This is a genomic window from Pseudomonas fluorescens group sp. PF-69, assembly GCF_054481235.1.
Genome location: NZ_JBTMNC010000001.1, coordinates 3,073,703 through 3,088,914, shown reverse-complemented (window position 1 = coordinate 3,088,914; position 15,212 = coordinate 3,073,703). Strand labels below are relative to the sequence as shown.

The window sequence follows — 15,212 nt, the reverse complement described above, 5'->3', positions numbered from 1 at the left end:
TTCTGTTGTATGGTGCACTCGACAGGATTCGAACCTGTGACCGCTCGGTTCGTAGCCGAGTACTCTATCCAGCTGAGCTACGAGTGCATTTTGTGTTTTTATACCAGATCACAACTGGTTGAAGCCAAGTCATTCACATCACTGCAAACAACTCTTAAATGGTGCACTCGACAGGATTCGAACCTGTGACCGCTCGGTTCGTAGCCGAGTACTCTATCCAGCTGAGCTACGAGTGCATTTGTTGCCGCGCATTATAGGCCGTTCAATCTGTTTGTAAAGCGCTTTTTTCTAGTAATTTCAACAACTTACCGAAGAAGCCAGATTACAACGTACTACGAAAATAATGGCGGAGAACGGGGGATTCGAACCCCCGACACCCTTTTGAGGTGTACTCCCTTAGCAGGGGAGCGCCTTCGGCCACTCGGCCAGCTCTCCGCAACACGGGGCGTATATTAACCAGCTTCTTCCCCGTTTGCAAACATAAAAAACGATAAAAATTAATGGCTTGGTTCTTCGTCCTTCTCTTTCTTGATACGCAGGTAGATTTCCTCACGGTGGACAGCCACCTCTTTAGGGGCATTCACACCAATACGCACTTGATTTCCTTTGACGCCGAGCACGGTCACAGTGATTTCGCCATCACCAATAATCAGGCTTTCTGCGCACCGACGAGTCAGAATCAGCATACCTTTCTCCTCACGCATTACATTTCAGGGACAACAGTCTGCAAAAAAAGAGGCACTCGACCTACAACCAAAGCGGTCGCGGCCTGCATGCCTGAGTATTGACCAGCACGAGCAAAAGAACAGCTTCGGGTCGCGCCGTTCAAAAAGCAAAGAGCACGGTCAGACCGCGCTCCTTGGCAAACGCATCACTCGCCCTGGCGGGCCGGTGCGTCCAGTTCGAAAGCCGTGTGCAGGGCGCGCACAGCCAGTTCCAGGTACTTCTCTTCGATCACTACGGAGACTTTGATTTCCGAGGTCGAGATCATCTGGATGTTGATGCTTTCCTTGGCCAGGGATTCGAACATGCGGCTGGCTACGCCTGCGTGGGAGCGCATGCCAACGCCGACGATCGAAACCTTGGCGATCTTGGTGTCACCCACGACTTCACGGGCACCGATCTCGCGAGCGGTGTTTTCCAGCACTGATTGTGCGGCCTGATAGTCGTTGCGGTGCACGGTAAAGGTGAAGTCGGTGGTGTTATCGTGCGCAACGTTCTGCACGATCATGTCGACTTCGATATTCGCGGCACTGATAGGACCGAGAATCTTGAACGCCACGCCCGGGGTGTCTGGCACGCCACGGATGGTCAGCTTGGCTTCATCGCGGTTGAAAGCGATGCCGGAAATGATCGGCTGTTCCATGGTTTCCTCTTCATCAATAGTAATGAGGGTGCCCGGACCCTCCTTGAAGCTGTGCAGTACGCGCAGCGGAACGTTGTACTTGCCGGCGAACTCGACCGCACGGATCTGCAACACCTTGGAACCGAGGCTGGCCATTTCCAGCATCTCTTCGAAGGTGATCTTGTCCAGGCGCTGGGCCACGGACACGACGCGCGGGTCCGTGGTGTAGACGCCATCGACATCGGTGTAGATCTGGCATTCATCAGCCTTCAAGGCTGCTGCCAGGGCCACACCCGTGGTGTCAGAACCGCCACGACCGAGGGTCGTGATATTGCCGTGCTCGTCGACACCCTGGAAACCAGCGACAACGACCACACGACCAGCCTTCAGGTCGCCGCGAATCTTCTGGTCATCAATCTGCAAGATACGCGCTTTATTGTGCGCGCTATCCGTCAGAATCCGGACCTGATTACCGGTGTACGATACCGCCGGCACACCGCGCTTGATCAGCGCCATGGCCAACAGGGCAATCGTCACCTGCTCGCCGGTGGAAACGATCACGTCCAGTTCACGCGGAACCGGTTGCCCGTCGCCACTGATTTGCTTGGCCAGATCGATCAGACGGTTGGTTTCGCCGCTCATTGCAGACAGCACAACCACCAGGTCATCGCCGGCATCGCGGAATTTCTTAACCTTGTCGGCGACTTGCTCGATTCTCTCGACAGTGCCGACCGAGGTGCCTCCAAATTTCTGTACGATCAAAGCCATTTCAAAGCCGCCTCTGCCCATGAAGGGCGCCCAAATAATCACTCAAACAGCGTTCCGGCCCGCCACTAGACTGCGGGCCGAGAGCACTGCCTTATAAACCCTGCTCTACAAATGGAACTGTCAGCGCCAGTGCTGCATCCAGTGCGCCAGCGTCGGTACCGCCGCCCTGCGCCATGTCCGGACGACCACCGCCCTTCCCGCCCACTGCCGCAGCGGCTTGCTTCATCAAATCACCGGCTTTGAGTTGGCCAGTCAGGTCCTTGGTTACACCTGCAACCAGTACGACCTTTTCCTCATGGACACTGCCGAGCAGGATCACTGCGCGGCCGAGTTTGTTTTTCAGCTGATCGACCAGCGCCAGCAGCGCCTTGCCATCCTGACCGTCCAGACGCACGGACAGCACTTTCACACCCTTGACGTCCAGTGCCGAAGCCGACAGATCGTCGCCCGCGGCGCTGGCGGCCTTGGCTTGCAATTGCTCGAGTTGTTTCTCCAGCAGACGGTTGCGCTCCAGCACAGCCGACAACTTGTCGATCAGGTTGTCGCGGCTGCCCTTGACCAGGTTGGCCGCTTCCTTGAGTTGTTCTTCGGCCGCATTCAAGTAGGCCAGGGCCGCAGCACCGGTGACCGCTTCGATACGACGCACACCAGACGCCACACCGCCCTCACTGATGATTTTCAGCAGGCCGATGTCGCCGGTACGGTTGGCGTGAATACCGCCGCACAGCTCAACGGAGAAATCACCGCCCATGCTCAGCACGCGAACATTGTCGCCATACTTCTCGCCGAACAGCGCCATGGCGCCTTTCTTCTTGGCGGTTTCGATATCGGTCTCTTCGGTTTCAACCGCGGAGTTCTTGCGAATTTCGGCGTTGACGATCTCTTCCAGCGCTTTGAGCTGTTCCGGCTTGATCGCCTCGAAGTGACTGAAGTCGAAACGCAGGCGCTGACTGTCGACCAACGAGCCTTTCTGCTGAACGTGATCGCCCAGCACCTGGCGCAACGCGGCGTGCAGCAAGTGAGTGGCCGAGTGGTTCAGCGAAGTGGCGTGACGCACGTCAGCCTCGACGTGGGTTTCCACCGGCGCACCGATCAACAGGCTACCCGACGCCAGCACACCGTGATGCAGGAACGCGCCACCGGTCTTGGTGGTGTCGCGCACATCGAAGCGCGAAGCACCGGCCTGCAGGTAGCCACAATCGCCGACCTGGCCGCCGGACTCCGCGTAGAACGGGGTCTGGTTCAGAACGACCACGCCTTCTTCGCCTTCGCTCAACACATCGACCGATTGCCCGTCCTTATAGAGGGCAACGACTTTCGCCGAACCGCTGGTGGCGTGGTAACCGGTGAACTCGGTATCGACATCCACCTTGACCAGGCTGTTGTAGTCCATGCCGAAGGAGCTGGCCGAACGGGCACGGACGCGCTGGGCTTCCATTTCGCGTTCGAAACCTTCTTCGTCGATGGTCAGGTTGCGTTCGCGAGCGATGTCGCCGGTCAGGTCCATCGGGAAACCGTAGGTGTCGTAGAGCTTGAACACCACATCGCCGGGCACCACGTCGCCCTTGAGTTCGGCGAGATCCTGCTCGAGGATTTTCAGGCCCTGCTCCAGGGTCTTGGCGAATTGCTCTTCTTCGGCCTTCAGAACGCGTTCGATATGCGCCTGCTGGGATTTCAGTTCAGGGAAGGCTTCGCCCATCTCGGCGACCAGTGCCGCGACGATCTGGTAGAAGAAGCTGCCCTTGGCCCCGAGCTTGTTGCCGTGACGGCAGGCGCGACGAATGATCCGGCGCAGCACATAGCCACGGCCTTCGTTGGATGGCAGCACGCCGTCAGCGATCAGGAAACCGCAAGAACGGATGTGGTCAGCCACGACTTTCAGGGAAGCCTGTGCGTCGTTGGTGCAACCGATGGCCTTGGCCGATGCGCTCAGCAGGCTCTGGAACAGGTCGATTTCATAGTTCGAATGCACGTGCTGCAGCACGGCACTGATCCGCTCAAGGCCCATGCCGGTGTCTACCGACGGCGCTGGCAGCGGGTGCAACACGCCATCGGCGGTGCGGTTGAACTGCATGAACACGTTGTTCCAGATTTCGATGTAGCGGTCGCCGTCTTCTTCCGGCGAGCCCGGTGGGCCACCCCAGATGTCGGCGCCGTGATCGTAGAAAATCTCGGTGCAAGGACCGCACGGGCCGGTATCGCCCATGGTCCAGAAGTTGTCGGAAGCGTAAGGCGCGCCCTTGTTGTCGCCGATACGAACCATGCGCTCGGCGGGAACGCCGATTTCCTTGGTCCAGATGTCGTACGCCTCGTCATCGCTGGCATAGACCGTGACCCAGAGCTTCTCCTTTGGCAGGTTCAGCCATTTGTCGGAAGTCAGGAAGGTCCAGGCGTAGGTGATGGCATCACGCTTGAAATAGTCACCGAAGCTGAAGTTACCCAGCATTTCGAAGAAAGTATGGTGACGGGCGGTATAGCCGACGTTTTCCAGGTCGTTGTGCTTGCCGCCGGCGCGCACGCATTTCTGGCTGCTGACGGCGCGGGTGTACGCGCGCTTTTCCTGGCCCAGGAAACAGTCCTTGAACTGGTTCATCCCCGCGTTGGTGAACAGCAGGGTTGGGTCGTTGCCCGGAATCAAAGAGCTGGAGGCTACACGGGTGTGGCCTTGCTCTTCGAAGAAGCGAAGGAAGGCTTCACGGATTTCTGCGCTTTTCATTAGGTTCTTCCACGGAGGCTGCGGCCAAAGGCCTGTTCGAAACGTCAACAGACGAAGCGACGGCAAAGGGCCGCATTATATCGGCCCTGCGCGCGGGGTACAGCGTGTTTATACGATAGAAACAGTCAATTGGAGCGCTAACGCTATCACTTGCGCGAAAAGTCGACGAATGTCGCGACGACCTGCTCGATTTGCGCCGCACTGACGTCCATGTGCGTGACCATTCGCAGGCGTGCGGCCGCGCTCAACTTGATCCCGCGCGCGTCGGCGAACGCCTTGAGCGCTTCGGCCTGGTCGCCCATCTGCACGTAGACCATATTGGTCTGCACCGGCTCGACCTCAAAACCTGCCCCGCGCAGGCCCTCGGCCAGCAATTGTGCGTTGGCGTGGTCATCAGCCAGCCGCTGAACGTTGTTGTCCAGTGCATACAAGCCTGCCGCCGCCAGAATCCCGGCCTGCCGCATGCCGCCGCCGACCATCTTGCGCAGGCGCCGAGCCTTGCCGATCAACTCGGCCGAGCCGCACAGCACCGAACCCACCGGCGCGCCCAGACCTTTGGACAGACAAACCGAGACAGAGTCGAAATGCCGGGTGATTTCCCGGGCGTCGACCCCGAGCCTGACCGCTGCGTTGTACAGCCGCGCGCCATCCAGGTGCAGTTGCAGCCCATGCTCACGGGTAAAACAGCGCGCCCTTGCCAGATATTCCAACGGCAGGACCTTGCCCTGCATGGTGTTTTCCAGCGCCAGCAATCGGGTCCGGGCGAAGTGGAAGTCATCCGGCTTGATCGCGGCGGCGACCTGCGCCAGATCCAGCGAACCATCTGCCTGCACTTCCAGTGGCTGCGGCTGGATCGAACCGAGCACTGCCGCGCCGCCACCTTCGTATTTATAGGTGTGCGCTTGCTGACCGACGATGTACTCGTCACCGCGTTCGCAGTGAGCCATCAGCCCCAGCAAATTACTCATCGTGCCAGTCGGTACGAACAGCGCCGCCGCAAAACCCAGACGCCGGGCCAATTCGGCTTCCAGTCGATTGACCGTCGGATCCTCACCATAAACGTCGTCGCCGGTGGCGGCGCCGGTCATCGCATCGAGCATGCCGGCGGTGGGTTGGGTGACGGTGTCGCTGCGAAGATCGATAACACTCATGAATCTGGCCTCGGTAAACAGGGGAAATCCCTTTCAGAAAAGAATTACTGCGGTCATGCCGATGAATAATCAACCCTTGGTGAAGGAAAAGTCGGGGTAATCCAGTGAAAAATTCGATGAGATTGATCTGAAAGCATCGATGCGCACGTAGGAAATATGTGTTAAAAACGCTGCGCCGCCAGACAATCTGGCGGCAAAACGTTCTCAGGGCGGGGTGCAACTCCCCACCGGCGGTAATTGCGCGCAACGCGCATAGCCCGCGAGCGCTTGGCGACAGTACGGCTTCGGCGGTGACTGGCGGCAAGGTCAGCAGACCCGGTGTGATCCCGGGGCCGACGGTCATAGTCCGGATGAAGAGAGAACGGGATTGGCGCCGCCTAGGCTCTATACCAAAGCGCCGTCCGCAGGCACTTGCGCCTGCGTACCCTTAAATCCCATTCGATTCATAACGCCCTGTTTTTCACACAAACAGGAGTCAGAACATGCAACCCACCGCAATCGACAGCAAAAGCAAAAACCATCACGGCGAACGCGTTGCGTTCATCCAGGCCTGCTGGCACAAGGATATTGTTGATCAGAGCCGTAAAGGCTTCGTCAGCGAAATGATTGCCCAGGGTTATCAGGAATCCGAGATCGACTTCTTCGAAGTCGGCGGCGCCTTTGAAATGCCCCTGCACGCCAAGCTGCTGGCCAAGACCGGCCGTTATGCCGGCATCGTAGCGGCAGCCCTCGTGGTGGACGGCGGCATCTACCGTCACGAGTTCGTCGCCCAGTCAGTGGTCAGCGGCCTGATGCAGGTTCAGCTGGAAACCGAAGTGCCAGTGTTCTCGGTGTCCCTGACCCCGCACCACTTCCATGCCGGTGAAGAACACCAGAAGTTCTTCTTCGAGCATTTCGTGCACAAAGGCCAGGAAGCGGCGAAGACGTGCGCGGATACGCTGCACAAGATTCGCAGCCTGCGCCGTACTGAGCCGCGCGCAGTCGCTGTTTAACACAGGACCTGTAGGAGCGAGCCTGCTCGCGATGGTCTTCAACGAAAACGCCGTGTATCTGATACCCCGCGGCGTTCTCAAGTCCATCGCGAGCGAGCTCGCTCCTACAGGGTTATCCGGTCAGGCCAGATTTTCGTCGGTGGTCGGTACGATCAGGATGCCGGCACGCAGGCCATTCTTCACCTTGGGGTTCGGGAAGATGATCCGGGCGCCCTCCTCCTCGATGATCCAGCGGGTCTGGGCGATGTCTTCGGCCAACAGATAACCCACTTCCAGCTCCGAAAAGTTTTCGATGTCCGCTGGCAAGTTCAGGCGGAAGTTATCGCTGTGCTTGATGATTTCCCGCGCGACGCTGAACAGCTTCAAGCCATCCAGCGCCACTTCATTCAGCGCCGGCTCGGAGCCTTCGATAATCTGTTTGAGGCGTGTTTCCAGCCTGGACACGTTCACCCCGTCGTTCTGCCCGAATGGCCGCGCCTTGCCCAACTCCAGCGTGAAGGACTCGGCACCGAGCTTGTCGTAGGTGTAGGAACTGAAAACGATGGACGGCTTGTTCTGCAGCAGCACCGCCTCCATGCCGGCGGCGCGCAGGCGGGCCAGCTCCTGGCGTGAATGCTGACGACCTTCCTTCCACGGATACAACGCGAACTGCTCGATTTTCGAGCCGCGAATGGCGGTATGCAGGTCATAGTGCAGGCGATCGCGGTCCGGCAGGCTGAAGAAACTCGCCGCCAGGCGCTCCAGCTCACAAGCGCGCAACGCTTCGGAGCCGCTGCTTTGTTCGTGACGGCCGTTGAACAGCCGATTGACGTCCTGCTCGACGAAACGCTCGCCTTTGCGAATCGCCTCGGGGTTGCCGAACAGGAACAGAATACGTGCACGCGGTTTCAGATCACCGCGGGCGATGTCATGCAACAGGCGATCGAGCAGTTCGATCGGCGCTGTTTCATTACCGTGGATACCCGCCGACAGCAGCAGGTCCAGGCCATTGTCGCGAGCTTCAGGTGGCCGGACTTCCAGCGCACCTTCGCTCAACCAGCGCATGCGCACGCCTTCGACAGTCAGTTGAGTCTTCTCCGCCGGTTCACGGCCGGCGAGGGTCAGTTCAAGCAGTTTGCCGAGGGCGAGCATAGAGCGGTTTCCTTAGTGATCGTGATTGCAATCCGGGCCGTGAACGTGGTCTTCGTCGCCGACTTCAGCCGGTTCCATTTCCAGTTGCAGACTTACCAGATTAGTCGCCAATGGGCGCAGCAGCAGGTTGGCGTATTCGGCGTCACCTTCTTCGACGTCCACGCCAATCAGCAACTGACCACGGCCATCATGCTGGATCCACAGCTCTTTGCCTTGCCACAGGACCGCGACACGGGTGCAGGAAGTCTCCAGTTGCGTGCCATCGGTGTCTTCAAGGATCAGCTGCAGGGTATCGCTCATTTATTTACGCTCTCATTTGAGATGAAGCGGCGCGCTGTCGTGCCCGAGCGCGCGCCGTCGATCAATTGATCTGGAATGGATAAACCGAGCCCAGTTTAAGGATTTGTGTCAGTTCATCCAGTGCCGTCCGGCACTCAAGCAACAATTGCGGGTCCGCCAGATCGTTTTCGGTCATGCGGTCGCGGTAGTGCTTGTCGACCCATTCGGTCAACGTGCCATACAACGGCGCCGTCATGATAACTCCTGGATTGACCGCCGCCAGTTCAGTTTCGTTGAGAGCGACACGCAAACGCAGGCAAGCCGGGCCACCGCCGTTCTGCATGCTCTGCTTGAGATCGAAGACTTTGACTTCGCGGATCAGGCCGCCGGAGCTGGTCAAACCCTGCAGGTATTGCCAGACACGCTCATTGCCACGGCACTCTTCCGGCACGATCAACAGCATGGAACCGTCCGGACGGGACAGCAGCTGGCTATTGAACAGGTAGGAACGAACCGCGTCTTCAACGGTTACAGCGGAACGCGGCACGCAGATCGACTGGAATTTGCCACCGACCCTGGCGAGCTTGCTCTGCAACTCGGCCAGCATCTGCTCGGTCTCGAGGAATGCGTCCTCGTGATAGAACAGCACTTCGCCATTACCCACGGCGATCACGTCATTGTGGAATACGCCCTGATCGATCACCGATGGGTTCTGCTGGCCGTAGACCACGCCGTCATCGCTCAGGCCGTGCAAACGGGCAACGGCCTGCGACGCTTCGAGGGTCTGGCGCGCCGGGTACTTCTGCGGTGCCGGGTAGCGGGTATCGAACGCACTGCGACCGAAGACGAAAAATTCAACTCCGGCTTCACCGTACTCACGGCAGAAACGGGTGTGGTTGGCGGCGCCTTCGTCACCGAACTGCGCCACGGCCGGCAGGGCCGCGTGGTGCGCGAAGTGCTTCTGGTCGGCGAACATCGCCCCCAGCACGCGACTGGTGGTCGGGTGTTCGATGCTGCGGTGGTATTTGCAATTCAGGTTGGCGGCGGTGAAATGCACGCGGCCATCCGCGGTGTCGGCACTTGGGCTGACGGTAGCGGCGTTGGCCACCCACATGCTCGAAGCCGAGCAGCTGGCAACCAGCAGGGGCATGGCGTCTTTGGCGGCGCGCTCGATGACTTGAGCGTCGGTGCCGCTGAAGCCCAGGCGACGCAGTGCCGCCACGTCCGGGCGCTCTTGTGGCGCCAGCACGCCTTGCTGAAAGCCCATTTCCATCAGCGCTTTCATTTTTGCCAGGCCTTGCAGCGCGGCTTCCTTCGGGTTCGAAGACTGCTGGCTGTTGCTCTGGGACGCCACGTTGCCGTAGGACAGGCCACCGTAGTTATGGGTAGGCCCCACTAGACCGTCAAAATTGACTTCATAGGATTTCATCAGCGAGGCTCCACGAGAATCTGTTGTTATAGGCTTCAGTAACTATTCTTTTAGACCGAGTCGCGGCCATCGCGAGCAAGCTCGCTCCCACAGTGATTGCGTCGTACACAAATTGTATGAACACCACTGAACCTGTGGGAGCGAGCTTGCTCGCGAAAGGGCGTCAGGCCATTTTCACGCCGGGGGTCAGGGCCGACGGCAAGGCCAGGCTCGGGGTTTCCAGCGAGGCCACCGGATACGCGCAGTAATCCGCCGCGTAGTAGGCGCTGGCGCGATGGTTGCCCGAGGCGCCAACGCCGCCGAATGGCGCGCTGCTGGCAGCACCGGTCAACTGCTTGTTCCAGTTGACGATACCGGCACGGCTCTCCAGCCAGAATTGCTGGTAACGCGCTTCGGAGTCCGACAACAGACCCGCAGCCAGACCGTAGGCCGTGTCGTTGGCCTCAGCAATCGCCGACTCGAAATCAGCGTAGCGGATCACTTGCAGCAGCGGGCCGAACAACTCTTCGTCCGGGCGATCCGCCACGGCGGTCACATCCAGAATGCCAGGGGTCAGCAATGCGGATTGCGCCTGAGGCTGAGTCATCTCCAGCAACGACACCGCGCCGTTAGCCAGCAAATGCGCCTGTGCGTCCATCAGCGCTTTAGCGGCGCCGAGGGAAATCACCGAGCCCATGAACGGTGCCGGTTGCTGATCGAAGGCCCCGACTGAAAGAGTCGAGCTGACCGCCACCAGACGCGCCAGCAGGGTGTCGCCCCAGGCGCCTTGCGGCACCAGCAGGCGGCGGGCGCAGGTGCAACGCTGACCGGCAGAAATGAATGCCGACTGGATGATGGTGTACACAGCGGCATCGAGATCGGCGACCTGATCGACCACCAGCGGGTTGTTGCCACCCATTTCCAGCGCGAGGATCTTGTCCGGACGACCGGCGAACTGCTGGTGCAGATGATTGCCGGTACGGCTGGAACCGGTGAAGAACAGACCGTCGATGCCAGGGTTCGCCGCCAGGGCGATACCGGTTTCGCGAGCGCCTTGCAGCAGGTTCAACACGCCGGCTGGCAAGCCGGCTTCGATCCAGCACTTGACCGTCAACTCGGCGACTTTCGGCGTCAGCTCGCTCGGTTTGAACAGCACGGTGTTACCGGCCAGCAACGCCGGCACGATGTGGCCGTTGGGCAGGTGACCAGGGAAATTGTAGGGACCGAACACGGCGACCACGCCATGTGGCTTGTGACGCAGTACGGCGGTGGCGTCGCCCAGCGGGCCGCTCTTCTCGCCGGTACGTTCACGGTAACTCTGCACCGAGATCGCAATCTTGTTGACCATGCTGGTGACTTCGGTCGCCGCTTCCCAGAGGGGTTTGCCGGTTTCTTCACCGATGGTGCGGGCCAGTTCGTCAGCGTTGTTCTTCAATGCCGCGGCGAAAGCCTCCAGCACCGAGATGCGTTCTTCCAGCGTGCGGCGAGCCCAGGCCGGGAACGCCTGGCGCGCCGCTTGTACGGCCGATTCAACTTGGGCAGCGGTAGCGCCTTCGCCGGACCAAACCACCTGCTGGGTCACCGGGTTCAGCGACTCGAAGGTTTCGCCCTGACCGGCCAGCCATTCACCTGCAATGTAAAGCGACTTCATTATTTCGACTCCCGAGCAGCGGACAACGGAACGGCGCGCACTTGATCGCCGGCGTTGAGTTGAAGACGTTTGGCGGTCAGCGGATCGACCACCAGCGTACCGGCGGCGAAGCGTGCGGGTGCGGCAGTGATCCGGCAGTCTTCGCGCTTGCGGTTGTGAATAATGAATGGCGTGGCGTCGTCACCCGGCGTGCCGATGGCCAGCACCAGGGCCTGGCTGTCGCGCACCGCACGGATCTTGCCGGTTTCGCACTCGATGGCCGGGCCGGCGTCGAAGATATCGACGTAGCCTTGATAGCTGAAACCTTCGCTCTTGAGCATCGCCAGCGCCGGCTCAGTGTCGGGATGAACCTGACCGATCACGTTGCGTGCCTCCGGAGAGAGGAAGCAGGTGTACAGCGGGAATTTCGGCATCAGTTCGGCGATGAACGCCTTGTTGCCAACGCCGGTCAGGTAATCGGCCTGGCTGAATTCCATTTTGAAGAAGTGCCGGCCCAGGCTTTCCCAGAATGGCGAACGCCCGGCTTCATCGGACACGCCGCGCATCTCGGCGATGATCTTGTTGCCGAACAGGTGCGGGAATTCGGCGATGAACAGCATCCGCGCCTTGGACAGCATGCGGCCGTTGAGGCCACTGCGGTAGTCGGCGTGCAGGAACAACGAGCACAGTTCCGAGTTACCGGTCAGGTCGTTGGCCAGGAACAGCGTCGGGATTTCGCGATAGATTTTCAGTTCCTGCGAGGCACTGACCGTCAGCCCCACGCGGAAGTTGTACCAAGGCTCACGCAGGCCTACGGCACCGGCGATGGCGGAAATGCCCACCACGCGGCCGTCGTCGTCTTCGAGTACGAACAGGTAGTCCGCATCGCCCCGCCCGGCTTCGCCACGGAAAGTCTTCTCGGCCCAGCCGACCCGATGGGCCAGGCGCTCTTCGTTGGCTGGCAAGGTGGTCAGGCCGGTGCCGGTGCTGCGGGCCAGGTCGATCAGAGCGGGTAAATCGCTGCTGCGTACGGGACGAACGATCATGCTATCTCCTCAATCGGGTCGCTTGCGCCACCCGCGAAACTCGCTGCTTTCTAAGCATTCATTGAAGCAGGCGTTAAACCGCCACCAGGCGCACGCTGGCACCTTCACCGACGCCCAGGGCTTCGGCTGCTTCCAGATCCAGGGTGACGGGTTTGCCCGGCGCGTAATCAAGCTCGAGCAATACCGCGCGGTAATCCTGCAACTGGGCGTTGGCCACCAGGTACTGACGACCGGCGCCTTTGACCGGCTCACCGATTTTCACCGGCACCACACGGCTCTGGGCAATCGAACGGATCCCCGAGACACGGGCGTGCAAGGTCGGGCCGCCGTCGAAAATGTCGATGTAGTGATCGGTCTCGAAGCCTTCGCGCATCAGGATGTCGAAAGTGATCTGCGCCCGCGGGTGTACCTGCCCCATCGCTTCTTGTGCCGAATCCGGCAGCAACGGCACATAGATCGGGTAATGCGGCATCAGTTCGGCAAGGAACGTCCGGCTCTTCAGGCCGCACAGACGCTCGGCTTCGGCGTAGTTGAGGTCGAAGAAGTTGCGACCGATGGCGTCCCAGAACGGCGAATCGCCATTTTCATCGCTGTAGCCGACGATCTCGGTCACCACGGAATCGGCAAAGCGCTCCGGATGGCTGGCCACGAACAGCAGGCGACCACGGGAATTGAGCTCCGCCCAAGGCGACCCCACCAGCTCGCGCTGTACGTAGAAACTGGTCAGCAAGCTGTTGCCGGTCAGGTCGTGGCACTGAGAAAGCACATGAATCTTGTTATGAATCTTCAGCTCACGGGAAGCATGCACGAAGGTTTCATTGCGGAAACTGTAGAACGGCTCGGAATAGCCGGCCGAGGCGACGATTGCCGAGCAACCGACCAGTTTGCCGGTCGCGGTGTCTTCGAGGACGAAGAAATAGCTCTCTTCACCGTTGAAGCTGACTTCGGCGGCGAATGAGGCTTCGCTTGCCGCGATCTTGTCGCTCAGGCGTTCAACGTCATCCGGCAGGGAAGTGACACCAATAGGGCTGTCCGCAGCCAGACGCTGTACCTCGCCCAGATCAGCCATTTGCGCGGGGCGCATCACCAGCATGGTGTCACTCCTTTTTAAAAACTCTTTGAGGAAAATAAGCCGGCCCCTTGTAGGAGCGGGCCTGCTCGTGAGGCTGGATCAGTAACAATGATGTCGACTGACACACCCTCGCGAGCAGACTCGCTCCGACAGGAAAGCGGGTCCGGCATCAGAATTGGGTTCGACGCCTGAATGGACAGGCGTCGAAAGGTCTATCAGGCTTGTGTCAGCTTAGCTGCGGCGCGCTCGAAGCGATCCAGGCCGGCATCGATATCGGCGTCGTCAATCACCAGGCTCGGGGCAAAACGAATCACGTCCGGGCCGGCTTGCAGAATCATCAGGCCTTCTTTTTCAGCGGCGTTGAAGATGTCCTTGGCCTTGCCTTTCCAGGCATCGCTCAGTACGCAACCGATCAGCAGGCCCAGGCCACGCACCTGGGTGAACAGGCCGTATTTCTCGCCGATTTGTTCCAGGCGGGCCTTGAACTTGTCGTGCTTGGCATTGACGCCGTTCAGCACTTCAGGGGTGTTGATCACGTCGATCACGGCTTCCGCGACGGCGCATGCCAGCGGGTTGCCGCCGTAGGTGGTGCCGTGGGTGCCAACGACCAGGTGTTTGGCCAGGTCTTCGGTGGTCAACATCGCCGCGATCGGGAAACCGCCGCCCAGGCTCTTGGCGCTGGTCAGGATGTCCGGGGTCACGCCGTAGTGTTGATACGCGAACAGCTTGCCGCTGCGGCCCATGCCGGTTTGCACTTCGTCGAACACCAGCAGCGCGTTGTGCTCGGTGCACAACTCGCGGGCGCCTTGCAGGTAGGCCAGTTCGGCCGGCAGTACGCCGCCCTCACCCTGGATCGGCTCCAGTACCACGGCACAGGTCTTGTCGGAAACGGCGGCTTTCAAAGCGGCCAGATCGTTGTAAGGGACGTGAGTGATACCGGTGATTTTTGGACCGAAGCCGTCGGAGTACTTCGACTGGCCACCCACGTTCACGGTGAACAGAGTACGACCGTGGAAGCTGTTCAGCGCGGCAATGATTTCGTATTTTTCGCTGCCGAAGCGATCGAACGCGACGCGACGGGCCAGCTTGAAGGCAGCCTCGTTGGCTTCAGCACCGGAGTTGCAGAAGAACACGCGCTCGGCAAAAGTGGCATCGATCAGCTTATGGGCCAGGCGCAAGGCCGGCTCATTGGTGAACACGTTGGACACATGCCACAGCTTGTTGGCTTGCTCGGTCAACGCACCGACCAGCGCCGGATGCGCATGGCCCAATACGTTTACCGCAATCCCGCCGGCGAAGTCGATCAACTCGCGGCCGGACTGGTCCCATACGCGGGAACCGGCGCCACGCACTGGAATGAAAGCGGCAGGCGCGTAGTTGGGAACCATTACCTGGTCGAAATCGGCGCGTTGTACCGCAGCGTGCTCAACGGACATCGGAGTCTCCTGAAGACGAACACTCGCCTGAAACTGGCGAGCGATGGGGGGATTGTAAGGACAGTTTTCAGCCCGGCCTTGCCGCCAAGCGACAACTTCTTATAGCGCAAACCCCGGATTTTCCCGGGTTTACGGCAATGCGACATATAGGGTCGCAAAGGCGCAGTTTAACTGGCGGCGAGCGTTTGCGGCAGGCTTGCTCCGTTGTAACCGATACGGATTGGGCGAGTGAGGTAAA

12 protein-coding genes, 3 tRNA genes and 1 riboswitch are annotated in these 15,212 nt (G+C 59.8%); of the genes, 1 reads left to right on the top strand and 14 read right to left on the bottom strand.

From position 1 onward, the window contains the following. Positions 1 to 10: 10 nt before the first annotated feature. From ACX3YF_RS14350 to ltaE, 7 genes are all read right to left on the bottom strand, one after another. A tRNA-Arg gene (locus ACX3YF_RS14350) sits at positions 11 to 87 on the bottom strand. A gap of 72 nt (positions 88 to 159) precedes the next feature. Continuing rightward, positions 160 to 236: transfer RNA gene (locus ACX3YF_RS14345), tRNA-Arg, on the bottom strand. Positions 237 to 344: 108 nt separating this feature from the next. Continuing rightward, positions 345 to 435, bottom strand: a tRNA-Ser gene (locus tag ACX3YF_RS14340). Between the two features lie 62 nt (positions 436 to 497). Continuing rightward, on the bottom strand, positions 498 to 686 hold the full coding sequence (gene csrA / locus ACX3YF_RS14335; protein WP_002554426.1) for a carbon storage regulator CsrA: 189 nt from the start codon (positions 684 to 686) through the stop codon (positions 498 to 500). 185 nt (positions 687 to 871) lie between these two features. Further along, on the bottom strand, positions 872 to 2,113 hold the full coding sequence (locus ACX3YF_RS14330) for an aspartate kinase (RefSeq protein ID WP_007934911.1): 1,242 nt from the start codon (positions 2,111 to 2,113) through the stop codon (positions 872 to 874). Positions 2,114 to 2,204: 91 nt separating this feature from the next. Beyond that, a complete protein-coding gene (gene alaS / locus ACX3YF_RS14325) occupies positions 2,205 to 4,829 on the bottom strand; it encodes an alanine--tRNA ligase (RefSeq protein ID WP_130211408.1) in 2,625 nt (874 codons plus the stop codon). A 146-nt stretch (positions 4,830 to 4,975) separates the two neighbouring features. After that, on the bottom strand, positions 4,976 to 5,980 hold the full coding sequence (gene ltaE / locus ACX3YF_RS14320; protein ID WP_458944442.1) for a low-specificity L-threonine aldolase: 1,005 nt from the start codon (positions 5,978 to 5,980) through the stop codon (positions 4,976 to 4,978). Positions 5,981 to 6,176: 196 nt separating this feature from the next. Further along, positions 6,177 to 6,347, top strand: a riboswitch (FMN riboswitch). Between the two features lie 115 nt (positions 6,348 to 6,462). On the opposite strand from ltaE, the gene ACX3YF_RS14315 reads away from it, so the two are divergent. After that, positions 6,463 to 6,972 (top strand): 6,7-dimethyl-8-ribityllumazine synthase, encoded by a 510-nt coding sequence (locus tag ACX3YF_RS14315; protein ID WP_458973860.1) that lies wholly within the window; start codon positions 6,463 to 6,465, stop codon positions 6,970 to 6,972. 120 nt (positions 6,973 to 7,092) lie between these two features. Here ACX3YF_RS14315 and astE read toward each other — a convergent pair whose 3' ends face one another. From astE to ACX3YF_RS14280, 7 genes are all read right to left on the bottom strand, one after another. Further along, on the bottom strand, positions 7,093 to 8,103 hold the full coding sequence (astE, locus tag ACX3YF_RS14310; RefSeq protein WP_047532369.1) for a succinylglutamate desuccinylase: 1,011 nt from the start codon (positions 8,101 to 8,103) through the stop codon (positions 7,093 to 7,095). A gap of 12 nt (positions 8,104 to 8,115) precedes the next feature. After that, entirely contained in the window at positions 8,116 to 8,403 is a 288-nt protein-coding gene (locus tag ACX3YF_RS14305; protein WP_130211411.1) for a topoisomerase II, read from the bottom strand. Positions 8,404 to 8,464: 61 nt separating this feature from the next. Further along, the gene (astB, locus tag ACX3YF_RS14300) at positions 8,465 to 9,811 is read right to left on the bottom strand and encodes an N-succinylarginine dihydrolase (protein ID WP_130211412.1); all 1,347 of its coding nucleotides are present in this window, start codon (positions 9,809 to 9,811) and stop codon (positions 8,465 to 8,467) included. Positions 9,812 to 9,974: 163 nt separating this feature from the next. Then, positions 9,975 to 11,444, bottom strand: coding sequence for a succinylglutamate-semialdehyde dehydrogenase (astD, locus tag ACX3YF_RS14295; RefSeq protein ID WP_288098889.1), 1,470 nt, complete (start codon positions 11,442 to 11,444; stop codon positions 9,975 to 9,977). After that, entirely contained in the window at positions 11,441 to 12,466 is a 1,026-nt protein-coding gene (astA, locus tag ACX3YF_RS14290) for an arginine N-succinyltransferase (protein WP_090324582.1), read from the bottom strand. The genes astD and astA overlap by 4 nt, the downstream gene beginning before the upstream one ends. A gap of 73 nt (positions 12,467 to 12,539) precedes the next feature. Next, the gene (gene aruF, locus ACX3YF_RS14285) at positions 12,540 to 13,559 is read right to left on the bottom strand and encodes an arginine/ornithine succinyltransferase subunit alpha (protein WP_025112905.1); all 1,020 of its coding nucleotides are present in this window, start codon (positions 13,557 to 13,559) and stop codon (positions 12,540 to 12,542) included. Between the two features lie 194 nt (positions 13,560 to 13,753). Further along, positions 13,754 to 14,974, bottom strand: coding sequence for an aspartate aminotransferase family protein (locus ACX3YF_RS14280; protein ID WP_130211414.1), 1,221 nt, complete (start codon positions 14,972 to 14,974; stop codon positions 13,754 to 13,756). Positions 14,975 to 15,212 lie beyond the last annotated feature (238 nt).